The sequence below is a fragment of the Stenotrophomonas sp. S41 genome (genome assembly GCF_016624625.1).
GTDB lineage: Bacteria > Pseudomonadota > Gammaproteobacteria > Xanthomonadales > Xanthomonadaceae > Stenotrophomonas.
In genome coordinates this window covers 11,964-27,739 of sequence record NZ_JACVTV010000050.1, presented here as the reverse complement: position 1 = coordinate 27,739, position 15,776 = coordinate 11,964, and the positions used below count along the sequence as shown (strand labels likewise).

14 protein-coding genes are annotated in these 15,776 nt (G+C 66.1%); 4 read left to right on the top strand and 10 right to left on the bottom strand.

The features are described 5' to 3' along the window. Positions 1-113 precede the first annotated feature (113 nt). The 3 genes from IAE56_RS12105 to IAE56_RS12095 all read right to left on the bottom strand — a co-directional run bounded on the left by IAE56_RS12105 (position 114) and on the right by IAE56_RS12095 (position 2,455). Entirely contained in the window at positions 114-728 is a 615-nt protein-coding gene (locus IAE56_RS12105; RefSeq protein WP_200752705.1) for an RluA family pseudouridine synthase, read from the bottom strand. 131 nt (positions 729-859) lie between these two features. Next, positions 860-1,846 carry a malate dehydrogenase gene (locus IAE56_RS12100; protein ID WP_108748672.1) on the bottom strand — a complete coding sequence of 329 codons (987 nt, stop codon included), beginning with the start codon at positions 1,844-1,846 and terminating at the stop codon, positions 860-862. 117 nt (positions 1,847-1,963) lie between these two features. Beyond that, the gene (locus IAE56_RS12095) at positions 1,964-2,455 is read right to left on the bottom strand and encodes a peptidylprolyl isomerase (protein ID WP_079220769.1); all 492 of its coding nucleotides are present in this window, start codon (positions 2,453-2,455) and stop codon (positions 1,964-1,966) included. A 249-nt stretch (positions 2,456-2,704) separates the two neighbouring features. Here IAE56_RS12095 and typA point away from each other — a divergent pair, with 249 nt between their 5' ends. From typA to IAE56_RS12080, 3 genes are read left to right on the top strand one after another with little or no spacing between them, the layout of a single operon-like run. Then, complete coding sequence (gene typA, locus IAE56_RS12090; RefSeq protein ID WP_049456418.1) at positions 2,705-4,552, top strand: translational GTPase TypA; 1,848 nt, start codon at positions 2,705-2,707, stop codon at positions 4,550-4,552. 9 nt (positions 4,553-4,561) lie between these two features. After that, positions 4,562-5,029 carry a DUF2127 domain-containing protein gene (locus IAE56_RS12085; RefSeq protein WP_079220768.1) on the top strand — a complete coding sequence of 156 codons (468 nt, stop codon included), beginning with the start codon at positions 4,562-4,564 and terminating at the stop codon, positions 5,027-5,029. Positions 5,030-5,070: 41 nt separating this feature from the next. Next, on the top strand, positions 5,071-6,693 hold the full coding sequence (locus IAE56_RS12080) for an amidase (protein WP_200752704.1): 1,623 nt from the start codon (positions 5,071-5,073) through the stop codon (positions 6,691-6,693). A 71-nt stretch (positions 6,694-6,764) separates the two neighbouring features. Here the strand turns inward: IAE56_RS12080 and IAE56_RS12075 are convergent, their stop codons facing one another. Together IAE56_RS12075 and IAE56_RS12070 are read right to left on the bottom strand one after the other, a co-directional pair. After that, positions 6,765-7,892, bottom strand: a complete 1,128-nt coding sequence (locus IAE56_RS12075) for a mechanosensitive ion channel family protein (RefSeq protein WP_325167190.1) — start codon at positions 7,890-7,892, stop codon at positions 6,765-6,767. Between the two features lie 612 nt (positions 7,893-8,504). Continuing rightward, complete coding sequence (locus IAE56_RS12070) at positions 8,505-9,896, bottom strand: 3-deoxy-7-phosphoheptulonate synthase class II (RefSeq protein WP_200752703.1); 1,392 nt, start codon at positions 9,894-9,896, stop codon at positions 8,505-8,507. 219 nt (positions 9,897-10,115) lie between these two features. Between IAE56_RS12070 and IAE56_RS12065 the strand changes: the two genes are divergently transcribed. Beyond that, positions 10,116-12,248, top strand: coding sequence for a TonB-dependent receptor (locus IAE56_RS12065; protein WP_200752702.1), 2,133 nt, complete (start codon positions 10,116-10,118; stop codon positions 12,246-12,248). 106 nt (positions 12,249-12,354) lie between these two features. Here the strand turns inward: IAE56_RS12065 and IAE56_RS12060 are convergent, their stop codons facing one another. The 5 genes from IAE56_RS12060 to rpsK form a co-directional block, all read right to left on the bottom strand. Then, positions 12,355-12,861, bottom strand: coding sequence for a disulfide bond formation protein B (locus tag IAE56_RS12060; protein ID WP_108767854.1), 507 nt, complete (start codon positions 12,859-12,861; stop codon positions 12,355-12,357). Between the two features lie 240 nt (positions 12,862-13,101). Continuing rightward, complete coding sequence (rplQ, locus tag IAE56_RS12055; protein WP_079220763.1) at positions 13,102-13,485, bottom strand: 50S ribosomal protein L17; 384 nt, start codon at positions 13,483-13,485, stop codon at positions 13,102-13,104. 191 nt (positions 13,486-13,676) lie between these two features. Further along, positions 13,677-14,675, bottom strand: a complete 999-nt coding sequence (rpoA, locus tag IAE56_RS12050) for a DNA-directed RNA polymerase subunit alpha (protein WP_079220762.1) — start codon at positions 14,673-14,675, stop codon at positions 13,677-13,679. A 55-nt stretch (positions 14,676-14,730) separates the two neighbouring features. Beyond that, positions 14,731-15,360, bottom strand: a complete 630-nt coding sequence (gene rpsD / locus IAE56_RS12045) for a 30S ribosomal protein S4 (RefSeq protein WP_004145446.1) — start codon at positions 15,358-15,360, stop codon at positions 14,731-14,733. Between the two features lie 15 nt (positions 15,361-15,375). Continuing rightward, on the bottom strand, positions 15,376-15,765 hold the full coding sequence (gene rpsK / locus IAE56_RS12040; RefSeq protein ID WP_004145443.1) for a 30S ribosomal protein S11: 390 nt from the start codon (positions 15,763-15,765) through the stop codon (positions 15,376-15,378). Positions 15,766-15,776 lie beyond the last annotated feature (11 nt).

Here is a 15,776-nt window from a genome sequence, read left to right as displayed (position 1 = left end):
CACCCACACCGCCCCGCCCAACACACAGAAAACCAGCGCCGCTTTTGACGTTGACGTTGACGTTGACGTTGACGCTGCTTCGGCAGGTGCAGGGCGCAGCCCTGCCGAACCCCCTAGAACGGAGCCGCTGACTCGAACGCCAGCGCCGCGCCCGTCACCGGATGCGTGAACCCCAACGCGCATGCATGCAGATGCACCCGCTGCGCCGGCGCGGCGTCATACAACACATCCCCCACGATGGGATGACCAAGACTGGCCATGTGCAGCCGCAGCTGATGGCTCCGCCCCGTCACCGGTTCCAGCGCCACGCGCGTGCGCTGCGCCTGCGCATCCCGCGCCAGCACCTGCCAGCGCGTCAGCGCCGGCTTGCCACGCTCATGGTCGACCATCTGCTTCGGCCGGTTCGGCCAGTCCACGATCAACGGCAGGTCCACTTCACCGGCGTCGGCCTCAAGCAGCCCCTGCACCACCGCCTCGTAGCGTTTGCTCACCTGGCGCTGCTCGAACTGCATCGACAACGCCGCCTGCATCGCCTTGCCGCGTGCATGCAGCAGCAGGCCCGAGGTCACCTGGTCCAGGCGGTGCACGGTCAGCGCATCCGGATACAGCGCCTGCAGACGTGCCACCACGCAGTCCTGGTTTTCTTCGCTGCGGCCGGGCACGGACAGCAGGCCGGCCGGCTTTTCGGCCACCAGCAGTGCGTCATCGATGTAATGCAGGTGGATCATCAGGTTTCCTGGTCCTCAAACAGAAACGGGGAAGCCGAAGCTTCCCCGTTCCTGCGTACCGACCAACGGTCGGTACCTACCTTCTGGATGACGTACCGACCAACGGTCGGTACCTACCGGTCAACGCGGTATCAGCCCAGCAGGTGGGCGACGCCGGAGCGCTCTTCTTCCAGCTCGGCCAGGGTCTTGTCGATGTACTTCTGGCTGAAGTCGTCGATCGGCAGATCCTTGACCAGGGTGTACTTGCCGTTTTCGGTGGTCACGGCGAAGCCGAAGATCACGCCTTCCGGAATGCCGTAGGAACCGTCGGACGGCACGCCCATGGTGACCCACTTGCCGTTGCTGCCCAGCACCCAGTCACGCACGTGGTCGATGGCAGCGTTGGCGGCCGAAGCAGCCGAGGACGAACCGCGGGCTTCGATGATCGCCGCGCCGCGCTTGCCGACGGTCGGGATGAAGGTGTTGGCGTTCCATTCCTGGTCGTTGATCGCATCGGCGATGGAGGCACCATCGGCGGTGGCGAAACGGTAGTCCGGGTACATGGTCGGGCTGTGGTTGCCCCACACGACCAGCTTCTCCATGCCACCGACCGGCTTGCCGAGCTTGTTCGACAGCTGGCTCAGCGCGCGGTTGTGGTCCAGGCGCAGCATGGCGGTGAAGTTTTCCGGCTTCAGGTCCGGGGCCGACTTCATGGCGATGTAGGCATTGGTGTTTGCCGGGTTGCCGACCACCAGCACCTTCACGTCACGGCTGGCGACCTTGTTCAGCGCCGCGCCCTGGGCAGTGAAGATCTTGGCGTTTTCCAGCAGCAGGTCCTTGCGCTCCATGCCCGGGCCGCGCGGACGCGCGCCGACCAGCAGGGCGATGTCGGCGTCCTTGAAGGCCACTTCGGCGTCGTCGGTGCCGACCATGCCGGCCAGCAGCGGGAAGGCGCAGTCTTCCAGCTCCATCATCACGCCCTTCAGGGCGGCCTGGGCCTTGTCGACCGGCAGTTCCAGCAGCTGCAGGATGACCGGCTGGTCCTTGCCCAGCATTTCGCCGGAGGCGATGCGGAACAGCAGGGCGTAACCGATCTGGCCGGCAGCGCCGGTCACGGCAACACGAACGGGTGCTTTCATGGGGGTTTCCTCTTGCTTGCAAGCGTTGGATGGAACGCCGCGGGCGTGGCACGCAGGCCTGGCGGGCGGCGGGGAACAGGGAAACGGCCACCGAGGGGTGGCCGTTTCGAAGGGGGATCAGGCGGCGAGGATCTTGTTCCACTCGGCGACGCGGTCGGCCTGTGCGGCCAGCGCGGCGTCGACGTCGCCTTCCAGGGTGATCGAATGGATTACGTCGCCCTGCTTGACCGAATCGACGATGGCCTGGCCTTCCAGGACCTTGCCGAAGACGGTGTGGCGGCCGTCCAGCCAGTCGGTCTTGATGTGGGTGATGAAGAACTGGCTGCCGTTGGTGTTCGGGCCGGCGTTGGCCATCGACAGCGAGCCGACCTCGTGCTTCACGCCGTTCTTCTCGTCCTCGAACTTGTAGCCCGGGCCACCGGTGCCACGACCCTGCGGGCAGCCGCCCTGGATCATGAAGTCGGCGATGACGCGGTGGAAGATCAGGCCGTCATAGAAGCCCTGCTTGACCAGGTTGACGAAGTTGGCAACCGTCAGCGGCGCCTTGTCGGCGAACAGCTCGACCTTGATCGGGCCCTGGGTGGTGTCGAAAGTGGCGATGAGGGACATGGAGATCCTTGCTGCAGATGGGAATGCGTCTAGCCACCTAGTTTACACCCGGCTCGTGGCAGCGGCGCCTTCGACCATGGGCCAACGGGGCCGGCCCGACCGGCCGGGGGCCACCGTTCAGGCAGCCCCGACAGGCGCCTGAATGGGCATCCGGCCGGGTCGGAAATGAAGGTTTTCGCCAACCGTCAACTTCGACGTATAATGTTGGACTTCTTTTTCCAAATCCGGCGCCGACTGGCCCCCTTTCGTATGTCCATCGAAAACCTTCGCAACATCGCCATCGTCGCTCACGTCGACCATGGCAAGACCACCCTGGTCGACCAGCTGCTGAAGCAGTCCGGCACCCTGTCCGAGCGTACCGTCCTCGCCGAGCGCGTGATGGACAGCAACGACCAGGAAAAGGAACGCGGCATCACCATCCTGGCCAAGAACACCGCCATCACCTGGGAAGACAAGAAGACCGGCATCAAGAACCGGATCAACATCGTCGACACCCCGGGGCATGCCGACTTCGGCGGCGAAGTGGAGCGCGTGCTGTCGATGGTCGACACCGTGCTGATCCTCGTCGACGCGATGGACGGCCCGATGCCGCAGACCCGCTTCGTCACCCAGAAGGCCTTCGCGATGGGCTTCAAGCCGATCGTCGTGGTCAACAAGGTTGACCGTCCGGGCTCGCGTCCGGAGTGGGTGATCGACCAGGTCTTCGACCTGTTCGACAAGCTCGGCGCCACCAACGAGCAGCTCGACTTCCCGATCGTCTACGCCTCGGCCCTGAACGGCTACGCCGGCCTGGAAGACACCGTGCGCGACGGCGACATGACCCCGCTGTACGAAGCGATCATGCAGCACGCGCCGAAGCCGGAAGTCGATCCGGAAGGCGCCTTCCAGATGCGCATCAGCCAGCTGGACTACAACAACTTCGTGGGCGTCATCGGCATCGGCCGCATCCAGCGCGGCACCCTGAAGAAGAACATGCAGGTCGCGGTCATCGACCGTGAAGGCAAGAAGCGCAACGGCAAGGTCGCGCAGGTGCTGGGCTTCCTGGGCCTGGAGCGCATCGAGCAGGACACCGCCGAAGCCGGTGACATCGTCGCCATCTCCGGTATCCCGGAGCTGACCATCTCCGACACCCTGTGCCACCCGGATACCCCGGAAGCGCTGCCGGCACTGACCGTCGACGAGCCGACCATCTCGATGACCTTCCAGGTCAACAACTCGCCGTTCGCCGGCAACAAGGACCTGTCCGGTGGCAAGTTCCTGACCAGCCGCCAGATCAAGGACCGCCTGGACCGTGAAAAGGTCCACAACGTGGCCCTGAAGGTCGAACAGCTGGAAGACGCCGACAAGTTCCTGGTCTCCGGCCGTGGCGAACTGCACCTGTCGGTGCTGATCGAGAACATGCGTCGCGAAGGCTACGAGCTGGCCGTGTCGCGCCCGGAAGTCATCATCAAGGAAATCGACGGCCAGATGATGGAGCCGATCGAACAGCTGGTGGTCGACATCGAAGAAATCCACCAGGGCGGCGTCATGGAAAAGCTGGGCACCCGCAAGGGCCAGCTGAAGAACATGGAGCCGGACGGCAAGGGCCGCGTGCGCCTGGAATACTCGATCCCGGCCCGTGGCCTGATCGGTTTCCAGAACGAGTTCAAGACCCTGACCCAGGGTTCGGGCCTGCTGTTCCACGTGTTCGACCACTACGGTCCGAAGGAACAGGGCGCGATCGCCAAGCGCATCAACGGCGTGATGATCGCCAATGCGCCGGGCACCACGCCGGCCTACTCGCTTGGCCCGCTGCAGGAACGCGGCAAGCTGTTCGCTGCTGAAGGCGACAACGTGTATGAAGGTCAGCTGGTCGGTATCCACTCCAAGGACAACGACCTGACCGTCAACGCGATCAAGACCAAGCCGCTGACCAACATGCGCGCTTCGGGCAAGGACGATGCGATCCAGCTGACCCCGGCGATCAAGTACTCGCTGGAACAGGCCCTGGACTTCATCGAGGACGACGAGCTGGTCGAGATCACCCCGAAGGAGATCCGTCTGCGCAAGAAGTTCCTGACCGAAAGCGACCGCAAGAAGGCTTCGCGCGGCGGCTGAGCCTGACCCGTGAGCCAGAACGGCTACAACCCGGATCCGCACCGGCATCCGGGCCTCCACGTCATCGCCCTGCTCGAAGCGAGCAAGGCGATGCTGGCGCTGTTGGCTGCGACCGGGCTGGAAATGCTCGGTCCGCAGCCGCTTCGCGATGGGGTCAATGCCCTGATCCGGCGTTTCAGCCTGGACCCGGATCACGGCACCCTGCCCTCGCTGTTGAACATGATCAGTCCCGACGCGGTGCACCTGGCCGCGGCGGCGATGATCGGCTACGGCCTGCTGCATCTGGTCGAAGCGTGGGGCCTGTGGAAGGCCAAGGCCTGGGCCTCCTGGCTCGGCTGCCTGACGGCCTCCATCTACCTGCCCTTCGATATCTACGCGGTGCTCCGCCACCCCGGCTGGGCCTCCTGGAGCGTGCTGGCGATCAACCTGATCGTCGTCTACGTACTCGCCCGCGACCTGCGCAAGCGCCGCCACTGAGCAGCCGCTACACTGACGATTGGAGCCGACCCAGCCGTCCGATGCGCCCGTTCCTGTCTTCCCTGCTGACCTGCCTGACCGCGGCCCTGCCCGCGCTCTTTGCCGTGGGCTGCAGTCCGGCGACGTCTGCCGCGCACGCCGCCGCGCCCAGCAGCAGCAACGTGCCCTTCCCCTACGCCGAAACCGACGTGGCCGATCTGCAGGCGCGGATGGTCAGCGGTGAGCTGGACAGCACCACCCTCACCGCCGCCTACCTCAAGCGCATCGCCGCCCTGGACCGCACCGGGCCCCGCCTGCGCGCGGTGCTGGAACTCAACCCCGATGCCCTGAAGGAAGCGGCCGAACGTGACCGCGAGCGCCGTGCAGGCCGCCTGCGTGGCCCGCTGCACGGCATCCCGGTGCTGCTGAAGGACAACATCAACGCCGCGCCGATGGCCACCACCGCCGGTTCGCTGGCGCTGCAGGGCTTCAAGCCCGGCGATGCCTACCTGGTGCGCCGCCTGCGCGAGGCCGGCGCAGTGGTGCTGGGCAAGACCAACCTCAGCGAATGGGCCAACTTCCGCGGCAATGATTCGGTGTCCGGCTGGAGCGCGCGCGGCGGCCAGACCCGCAACCCCTACCGCCTGAGCCATTCGCCGTGCGGCTCCAGCAGCGGCAGCGCGGTGGCCGTGGCCGCCAACCTGGCCAGCGTGGCGATCGGCACCGAGACCGACGGCAGCATCGTCTGCCCGGCGGCGATCAACGGCGTAGTCGGGCTGAAGCCCACCGTCGGCCTGGTCAGCCGCGAAGGCATCATCCCGATCTCCTTCAGCCAGGACACCGCCGGGCCGATGACCCGCAGCGTGGCCGATGCGGCTGCGGTGCTGACCGCCATCGCCGGCCGTGATGCGGCCGACCCGGCGACCGCGACCATGCCCGGCCGGGCGGTCTACGACTACACCGCGCGGCTGGATCCGCAGGGCCTGCGCGGCAAACGCCTGGGCCTGCTGCAGACGCCGCTGCTGAAGTACCGCGGCATGTCGCCGCTGATGGACCAGGCCGTGGCCGAGCTGCGCCGCGCCGGCGCGGTGGTGGTGCCGGTGGCGATGCCCAACCAGGGCGCCTGGGACGAGGCCGAGCGCACCGTGCTGCTGTACGAGTTCAAGGCGGGGCTGGAGCGCTACCTGGTCACCTACAAGGCGCCGCTGCGCAGCCTGGCCGCGCTGATCGCCTTCAACCAGGCCCATGCGAAGCAGGAACTGGGGCTGTTCGGCCAGCAGCTGCTGCAGGAGGCCGACGCCACCGCCGGCCTGGCCGACCCCGTCTACATCCGTGCGCGCAGCGATGCACGCCGCCTGGCCGGCCCTGAGGGCATTGATGCGGTGCTGGCCGCGCACCAGCTCGATGGCCTGGTCGCCCCGACCACCGGCATTGCCTGGCCGTTGCGCAGCAGCGGCGATGATTTCCCCGGCGAGAGCTACAGCGCCGCTGCGGTGGCTGGCTACCCCAGCCTGAGCGTGCCGATGGGCCAGATCGACGGCCTGCCCGCCGGCCTGCTGTTCATGGGCACCGCCTGGAGCGAGCCGAAGCTGATCGAGATGGCCTACGCCTACGAACAGCGCACCCGCGCACGGCAGCCGCCGCGGTTCGCCACCGACGCATTGATCGACGCCGACGATCCGTAACGTCCCGGTAGCGCCGGGCCATGCCCGGCGGATGGGACGATGCCGCTGCGCTCGCCGGGCATGGCCCGGCGCTACCGTTCGGGCTCTGGCTCCACAGGCACGATCGCGGCCTCACCATCCTCCGCACCCGGCGAGCGCACGTCCGCCGTGCGCGCACGCGGCCCGCGCGGCATGTCCAGTTCGTCCTCGTGCTGCAGCCGCGCACGCACCTGCGGCAGCGACTGCGGATGTTCGCGGGCAAGGAAATCCAGCATCCGTTCACGCACCAGGCAGCGCAGGTCGAACGCATCGCCGGAACTGCGCGCACTGACCAGCAGGCGGACCTGGATCGCACGCTCGCTGGTGTCGGTCACCTGGGTCACGCACACACGGCCATCCCACAGCGGCTCGCCCCGGCAGATGCGCTCGAGCTCGGCACGGATGGCCGCGATGGGCGCGCGGTAATCCAACCAGAAGAACGCGGTGCCCAACAGGTCGGCGCTGCGCCGCGTCCAGTTCTGGAAGGGGTTCTCGATGAACCAGGTCAACGGCACCACCATCCGCCGCTCATCCCAGATGCGCACCACCACGTAGCTGCTGCCGATCTCCTCGATGCGCCCCCACTCGCCTTCGACGATCACCACGTCATCCAGGCGGATCGGCTGGGTCACCGCGATCTGCAGGCCTGCAATGAGGTTGCCGAAGACTGGCTTGGCCGCGATACCCGCGACCAGGCCGATCAGGCCCGCCGACGCCAGCAGCGCCGAACCGATCTTGGCCACCATGTCGAACTGCAGCAGCACCAGCGAGGCGCCGAGCACGATGATGCCGCCCATGATCACCCGGCTGAGCACACGGGTCTGGGTCTGGATGCGGCGCGCTTCCAGGTTGTCGGCCACGTCGATGGGATTGCTGCGCAGGATCGCGCGCTCGATGGCGCCGACACCGCGCACCAGCAACCAGATGAAGCAGGCCACCAGGCTGATGTGCAGGATGCGCTGCAGATTGCCCAGCAGCGGATCCTGCAGCGGCGTCGCCTGCAGTGCGGGGATCAGCAGCAGCAGCGGCAACGCCGTGGCCAGCGGCAGGCCAAGCACGCGGCCGATGCGCGCACGACGCCGGTCGCGCCCCTTCAACCGGTGATAGACCCACAGGATCACCCATGCACCGATGCCGCCGATCACCAGCGCCAACCCCAACGGCCATGCATAGGCCTGCATGTGCTCCCAGTGCACCCTTGCCACCTCCACTCGAACACGCGGATGGACAGGGTCGCGCATGGGGCATGAGCGTGTTGTATGCAGGGTTTGCACCCTGCACCCGCAGAGGCGACGTCAACGTCAACGTCAAAAGCTGGTTTCCTGAGGGTAGGCGGGGTGGGTCCGGTTGAGGGGGACGCTGCAAGTACGTCCATGTAAGCTCGGTCGCCGCATCCATGCGGCTCACGCCCCCTCAACCGGACCCACCCCGCCTTCGACAGTTTTCCGCGATCTGTCGGAACCTGCTGCTGTGTGTCGGAACCTGCTGCTGATGGTGGGTGCCGACCGTTGGTCGGCACGGTGTCGGATCCCGTTTTAAATATTGATATCTGACAGAAAAATCGTGTCGACCAAGGTCGACACCTACCAACAGCCGCGGGAACCTGTCGAAGGTGGGGCGGTGTCGGATTGCGGGGTGTCCGCGGCATGGATGCCGCGGCCAAGCCTACAGGGACGTACTTGCGGCGTCCCCGCAATCCGACACCGCCCCGCCAACCCACGGACACCCAGCTTTTGATGTTGACGTTGCCGTTGATTGCAGCAGGTGCAGGGCTGCAAGCCCTGCAGAAAAACCTACCCTGCCTGCTCCTGCTTGCGCACGATCGCCATCGCAATCTCCAGCGACTGCTCGTAGTTCAACCGCGGGTCCACCGTCGACCGGTACGCACGCTCCAGGTCACGCTCGGTCAGCTCACGCGCACCGCCGGTGCATTCGGTCACGTCCTCGCCGGTCAGCTCCAGGTGCACGCCACCCAGCCGCGTGCCCGCCGCCGCATGCAGGTCGAAGGACATCTCCACCTCGCCGCGCACGTTGTCGAAGCGACGCGTCTTGAAGCCGTTCGCCGTGCTCTCGGTATTGCCGTGCATCGCATCGCACACCCACAGCACGCGGCGGCCATCGCGCTTCACCGCGTCCAGCAGCGGCGGCAGCTTCTCGGCAATCTGCGCCGCACCCATGCGGTGGATGAAACTCAGGCGTCCGGGTTCGTCGTCCGGGTTCAGCACGTCGATCAAGCGCAGCAGCTGGTCCGGCTGCACCGACGGCCCCACCTTGATCGCGATCGGATTGCGCACGCCCCGCAGGTACTCCACGTGCGCGCCATCCAGCGCGGCGGTGCGCATGCCGATCCACGGGTAATGCGTGCTCAGGTTCAACCAGCCCTGCTGGCGCGGCACCTGCCGGGTCAGCGCCTGCTCGTACGGCAGCAGCAGCGCTTCGTGCGAGGTGTAGAAGTCGATGCGGTTGAGGTTGTGCACGCGGGCCCCGGCCAGGGTCTCCATGAAGTGCACCGCGTCGCCGATCGAGGCCACCATCTTCTGGTACTCGGCGGCCAGCGGCGAATGCCGCACCCACTCCAGGTTCCAGTATTCGGGGTGGTGCAGGTCGGCGAAGCCACCGTCGATCAGCGCCCGCACGAAGTTCATCGTCATCGCCGAATGCGCGTGGGCCTGCAGCATCCGCTTCGGGTCCGGCAGGCGCGCGGCCTCGGTGAACGCCGGCGCATTGATCACGTCGCCGCGGTAGCTCGGCAGGGTCACGCCATCGCGGGTCTCGGTGTCGGCCGAGCGCGGCTTGGCGTACTGGCCGGCGAAACGACCGACACGGATCACCGGCTGGCGCAGGCCGTGCACCAGCACCAGGCTCATCTGCAGCAGCACCTTCAGCCGGTTGGAGATCGTGCCGGATTCGCAGTCGCTGAAATTCTCCGCGCAGTCACCGCCCTGCAGCAGGAAACGCTTGCCTTCCTGCGCGTCGGCCAGCTGCTGCTTCAGCGCCAGGATTTCCCACGAGGTCACCAGCGGCGGCAGCCGCTTCAGCTCGTGCAGGGCGGCGTCCAGCGCGATGGGATCGGGATAGGTCGGCATCTGCAGGGCGGTCTTGCCACGCCAGCTCTCCGGCGACCAGCCAGCGCCGGCGGCGGTCGCAGCGGGATCGGAGACGGGCGGAATGGCGGACAGGCTCATTGCAGGATTCCGGGGTGGGGGACGTTCATGGTCGCAGAGCCGGCCGCTGTCGCAAAGGCCCGGCCGCCATCTGCACATGGCTGAACACCGGGGAAAGGGCAACGCGATCGGCCACAAACCGCATGACCACACCCGCCCGGACAGGCGCATGATTCGCCACGCAGTGTTACGAAGTAACAATCCCATCTCCTCTTCCGGCCCCTTCCACAGCCCATCGCCATGAAGCCCTCCCTGCTCGCTACCGGCATCACCTTCGCCCTGGCCCTGGCCAGCCTGCCCTCCCTCGCCCTGGCCGCCGATGCCGCCACTGACGCCGCCCCGGTGAAGGACCTCGACACCGTCACCGTCAGCGCCCAGCTCGACCAGGCGCGCAACGCGCTGTCGCCCGACATCGGCAGCAGCCAGTACCAGATCACCGCCGAGGACATCCAGAAGCAGCCGCTGGGCGCCTCCGCGCCGCTCAGCCAGGTGCTGCTGCAGGCGCCGGGCGTGGTCCAGGATTCCTACGGTGGCGTGCACGTGCGCGGCGACCACGCCAACCTGCAGTACCGCATCAACGGTGTGCTGCTGCCCGAGTCGATCTCCGGTTTCGGCCAGACCCTGGACGCGCGCACGATCAAGAGCATCCGCCTGATGGACGGCGCGCTGCCGGCACAGTTCGGCGAGCGCACCGCCGCGGTGGTCGACATCACCACCCGCAGTGGCGCCGAGCTCGGCAATGGCGGCAGCGTCGGCATCACCACCGGCTCGTTCGGCAAGGTCAACCCGAACGCCTCGTGGTGGGGCTCGCAGGGGCGCTGGAGCTGGTTCCTGACCGGCAACTACGACCAGAACGACGTCGGCCTGGAAAACCCGACCAGCTCGCGCAAGCCGGAGCATGACGACACCCACCAGGGCAAGGCGTTCGCCGACCTGACCTACCTGGTCAACGACACCACGCGCCTGAGCGTGTTCGCCGGCTTCGCCAACAACCGCTTCCAGATTCCGGTCAACCCGGGCCAGACCCCGCAGTTCGGCTACCTGGACACCACCACCTTCGATTCCAGCCAGCTGGATGAGACGCAGCGCGAAACCACCCGCTTCGGCATGCTGGTGCTGCAGGGCACGCTGGGCGAGACCGCCTACCAGGTCTCGGCCGGGCAGCGCTACAGCGATGTCGGCTTCAATCCCGACGTGGCCGGCGATCTGGTGTTCAGTGGCGTCGCCTCGCAGGTCCAGCGCAGCAACCGCGCCAACACGCTGCAGGCGGACTTCTCCACGCCGCTGGGCGACAACCACACGCTGCGCTATGGCGTGTACGGCAACCAGGAGCGTGCCCGCGCCAGCAACAACAGCTGGGTGTTCCCGGTCGACGACGACGGCGCACAGACCAGCACCACGCCGCTGCAGATTGCCGACAGCAGCGCGTTCAAGGCCACCACGGCGGCGGTCTACGTGCAGGACGAGTGGAAGATCGGCGACGACTGGACGGTCAACTACGGCCTGCGCGGTGACCGCTACAAGGCCTTCGGCCAGACCGAGGGCCAGCTCAGCCCGCGCCTGGGCGTGGTCTGGACGGCCAGCGACAGCACCACCGTGCACGCCGGCTATTCGCGCTACTTCACCCCGCCGGCGAGCGAGCTGATCGCCACCAGCGACATCAGCCTGTATGACGGCACCACCAACGCGCAGCCGTCCGGTGGCAACAACATTCCGCTGGCCGAGCGCAGCGACTACTACGACATCGGCGTCTCCCAGCAGGTCGGCGAGCACCTGACCCTGGGCCTGGATGCCTATGATCGCCGCGTCTCGCGCCTGCAGGACGAAGGCCAGTTCGGCGCTGCCTACATCTACTCGACGTTCAACTACCGTCGCGGCCACATCCGCGGCCTGGAATTCAGCGCCGACTACAGCAACGGTCCCTTCAGCGCCTACTTCAATGCAGCCCTGAACAAGGCCATCGGCACCGACGTCATCACCAGCCAGTACAACCTCGACCCGGAGGCCCTGGCCTACGTGGCTGACCACTGGATCCACCTGGACCACGACCAGAAGCTGACCTCGTCGGGTGGCTTCAGCTACGCCTTCGCCGGCCACAACCGCATCGGTGCGAACTACGTATTCGGCAGCGGCCTGCGCTCGGATACCGACACGGTGCCCAACGGTGGCGAGCTGCCGTCCTACCTGCAGGTGAACCTGAGTGCCGGCCACGACTTCAACGCCGACAGCGGGCATCCGCTGCACGTGCAGGTGGCGGTGATCAATGCACTGGATCGCAGCTACCAGCTGCGTGATGGCGGCGGCGTCGGCGTGTTCGCGCCGCAATGGGGCCCGCGCCGCGGTGCCTACCTGAGCCTGCAGCAGGACTTCTGATCGGGCTGGGGTCGGATCCCTGATTCACAGTAGAGCCACGCCACGCGTGGCTGCCAATGGGGTCAGAGCCCTTTGCTGCGCAAAGGGATCTGACCCCGTTCTGTTTTCAGCGCTTGACCTTGCGCAGCGACACCACCAGCGCCCACAGCGCCAGCAGCGCGAACCAGACGCCCGACCACATCGGCATGGTCATGCCCAGGAAGGTCCAGTCGATGTTGCCGCAGTTGCCGGTGCCGGTCAGCACCGTGCGGAACACTTCCAGCGGGCCCATCGTCTCGCTCAGGAAGGCCAGCGGCGGGCCACAGGTGGAGCCCATTTCCGGCGGCAGCATCTGCACGTACACGTGGCGCGCGGCAATGCCGAAGCCGACAGCGGCGGCGATGAAGGCAAGGATGCCGTAGGTCGCGCGACCCGGGCGGTTGGATGGGCCGTGCACGGCACCAATCAGGAACAGCAGGCCCAGCGCGGCGAACGCCAGGCGCTGGAAGATGCACAACGGACAGGGCTCCAGGCCCATCTTCAGCTGCAGGAAGATGGCGAAGCCGAGCAGGCCCACGCAGATCAGGAAGCCCAACAGGAACTGGGCGCGGAAGGGCCAGCGCAAAGGATTCATCGTCAACGCTCGAACGGATCAGGCGCCAAGCGTAACCGAGAGCGCGCCCCGTTCGAACCGCCACACGGCACGCCTGTCGGAACGGTGTGGGTCAGATACCTTTGCGCATGCGAAGGGCTCTGACGCTCTGTGCTGGAGGAATGGGGTCGGAGCCCTTTCCTGCGGAAAGGGATCCGCCCCCGGAAACGCAAAAGCCCGGCAGAGGCCGGGCTTTCGCTGTGTCGCGTTGGAGCGGTCCGATTACTCGGCCACTTCCTCGGCCACGGCCGGACGGTCGACCAGCTCGACGTAGGCCATCGGAGCGTTGTCGCCGGCGCGGAAGCCGCACTTCAGCAGACGCAGGTAGCCGCCCGGACGGTTCGCGTAGCGCGGGCCCAGGATGGTGAACAGGTTGCCCACGGCTTCGTTGTCACGCAGACGGGCGAAGGCCAGACGGCGGTTGGCGACGGAGTCGACCTTGGCCAGGGTGATCAGCGGCTCGGCAACGCGGCGCAGTTCCTTGGCCTTCGGCAGGGTCGTCTTGATCAGCTCGTGCTTGAACAGCGAGGCGGCCATGTTCTTGAACATCGCTTCGCGGTGGGCGCTGGTGCGGTTGAACTTACGGCCAGACTTCATGTGACGCATGGTGATATTCCTTGGTTAATGATGAGGCTGTGTGGATCGTTGTCGCCATCCTGGCGTTGCTGCACGGACTGCGGTTGGTCCTGGCCATCCGTCCTGGACGACCTGCCCGCGAACCTGTGGTTCGTCGTGGCGATGTGTTGCTGCGTTGAAGGCCCCACCGCGAACGGTGGAGCCTCCAGGCATTACCGATATCAGCCCAGCATGCCGTGGCTGGCGACGCCGGCCGGCGGCCAGTTCTCCAGCTTCATGCCGAGGGACAGGCCGCGCTGAGCCAGCACTTCCTTGATCTCGGTGAGCGACTTCTTGCCCAGGTTCGGGGTCTTCAGCAGCTCCACTTCGGTCTTCTGGATCAGATCGCCGATGTAGTAGATGCTTTCGGCCTTCAGGCAGTTGGCCGAACGCACGGTCAGTTCCAGGTCGTCGATCGGGCGCAGCAGCACCGGATCCACGCCGTTGTTGGCCGGCTTGGCCGCACCGCGGTCGCGGTGGGTGAAGTCACCGAACACCGACAGCTGGTCGCTGAGGATGTCGGCGGCGGTGCGCACAGCTTCCTCGGCGTCGATGGTGCCGTTGGTCTCGATATCGATGACCAGCTTGTCCAGGTCGGTACGCTGTTCGACGCGAGCCGCTTCCACGGCATAGGCGACGCGGCGGACCGGCGAGAACGAGGCATCCAGGACCAGGCGGCCGATGGCACGGGTTTCTTCGTCCGGACGACGACGCGCGGCAGCCGGCTGGTAGCCGAAACCACGTTCGATCTTCAGACGCATGTTGATCGCCGTATCCTTGGTCAGGTGGCAGATCACGTGATCGCTGTTCAGGATCTCCACATTGTGGTCGACCTTGATGTCAGCTGCCGTGACAACGCCCGGACCCTGCTTGGACAGGGACAGGGTGGCGCTGTCGCCGGAATGCATACGGATGGCCACGTCCTTCAGGTTCAGCAGGACTTCGAGCACGTCCTCCTGCAGACCTTCGACCGTGGTGTACTCGTGCAACACGCCGTCGATTTCGACTTCCGTGATGGCGAAGCCCGGGATGGACGACAGCAGCACGCGACGCAGGGCATTGCCCAGCGTATGCCCGTAACCCCGCTCCAAAGGTTCGATAACGACCTTTGCACGGGTGTCGGTAAGGCGTTCGATCTGCGGACCGCGAGGACGCAGAACCTGGTTGGCGGTAACCGTCATGTTGCGGGTTCTCCTAGTGAACCCCCGGCCGTCGCCGGGGGCTCTCCAATGTGAATTACTTCGAATACAGCTCGACGATCAGCGCTTCGTTGATGTCCGCAGGCAGATCCGAACGATCCGGAACAGCCTTGAAGATGCCGGTGAACTTGCCGGAATCCACTTCAACCCACGACGGGCTCAGGTCATGCTGGGCGGCGACGGTCAGGGCTTCCTGGACGCGCAGCTGCTTGGCAGCCTTTTCAGACAGAGCGATGGCGTCGCCAGCCTTGACCTGGTACGAAGCCAGGTTGACCGACTTGCCATTCACGGTGACGCCGCGGTGCGACACCAGCTGACGGGCAGCCGGACGGGTCACGGCGAAGCCCATGCGGTAGACGACGTTGTCCAGGCGGGTTTCCAGCAGCTGCAGCAGGTTCTCGCCGGTGTTGCCCTTCTTGGTCGAGGCCTTCTTGTAGTAGTTGCGGAACTGACGCTCCAGCAGGCCGTAGATACGCTTGACCTTCTGCTTTTCACGCAGCTGGGTGGCGTAGTCGGACAGCTTGCCCTTGCGGGCAGTGGCGCCGTGCTGGCCGGGCTTCTGCTCCAGCTTGCACTTGGAGTCCAGCGCACGCGCCGGGCTCTTCAGGGACAGGTCGGCGCCTTCGCGACGGGCGAGCTTACAGGTAGGACCGATATAACGAGCCATTTCTTATCGCTCCCTTTAGACGCGACGCTTCTTCGGCGGACGGCACCCGTTGTGCGGGATAGGCGTCACGTCGATGATGTTGGTGATCTTGTAGCCGACGTTGTTCAACGAACGCACGGCCGACTCACGGCCCGGACCCGGACCCTTGATGCGGACTTCCAGCGACTTCACGCCGTAGTCCAGCGCAGCACGACCGGCCTTTTCAGCAGCCACCTGGGCAGCGAACGGGGTCGACTTGCGCGAACCGCGGAAGCCAGCGCCACCGGAGGTCGCCCACGACAGAGCGTTGCCCTGGCGGTCGGTGATGGTCACGATGGTGTTGTTGAACGAAGCGTGGACGTGGGCAACGCCGTCGGTGACGACGCGCTTGATCTTCTTCTTGGTCTTAGCAGCAGGCTTAGCCATTTATAGGTCCC

Excerpts from the sequence above, each read along its gene's own strand:
- typA (WP_049456418.1), top strand. The coding sequence starts at position 2,705 with ATGTCCATCGAAAACCTTCGCAACATCGCCATCGTCGCTCACGTCGAC.
- IAE56_RS12100 (WP_108748672.1), bottom strand. The coding sequence starts at position 1,846 with ATGAAAGCACCCGTTCGTGTTGCCGTGACCGGCGCTGCCGGCCAGATC.
- IAE56_RS12075 (WP_325167190.1), bottom strand. The coding sequence starts at position 7,892 with ATGCAGGCCTATGCATGGCCGTTGGGGTTGGCGCTGGTGATCGGCGGC.
- IAE56_RS12080 (WP_200752704.1), top strand. The coding sequence starts at position 5,071 with ATGCGCCCGTTCCTGTCTTCCCTGCTGACCTGCCTGACCGCGGCCCTG.
- IAE56_RS12065 (WP_200752702.1), top strand. The coding sequence starts at position 10,116 with ATGAAGCCCTCCCTGCTCGCTACCGGCATCACCTTCGCCCTGGCCCTG.
- rpoA (WP_079220762.1), bottom strand. The coding sequence starts at position 14,675 with ATGACGGTTACCGCCAACCAGGTTCTGCGTCCTCGCGGTCCGCAGATC.
- IAE56_RS12070 (WP_200752703.1), bottom strand. The coding sequence starts at position 9,896 with ATGAGCCTGTCCGCCATTCCGCCCGTCTCCGATCCCGCTGCGACCGCC.
- IAE56_RS12105 (WP_200752705.1), bottom strand. The coding sequence starts at position 728 with ATGATCCACCTGCATTACATCGATGACGCACTGCTGGTGGCCGAAAAG.
- IAE56_RS12060 (WP_108767854.1), bottom strand. The coding sequence starts at position 12,861 with ATGAATCCTTTGCGCTGGCCCTTCCGCGCCCAGTTCCTGTTGGGCTTC.
- rplQ (WP_079220763.1), bottom strand. The coding sequence starts at position 13,485 with ATGCGTCACATGAAGTCTGGCCGTAAGTTCAACCGCACCAGCGCCCAC.
- rpsD (WP_004145446.1), bottom strand. The coding sequence starts at position 15,360 with ATGGCTCGTTATATCGGTCCTACCTGTAAGCTCGCCCGTCGCGAAGGC.
- IAE56_RS12095 (WP_079220769.1), bottom strand. The coding sequence starts at position 2,455 with ATGTCCCTCATCGCCACTTTCGACACCACCCAGGGCCCGATCAAGGTC.
- rpsK (WP_004145443.1), bottom strand. The coding sequence starts at position 15,765 with ATGGCTAAGCCTGCTGCTAAGACCAAGAAGAAGATCAAGCGCGTCGTC.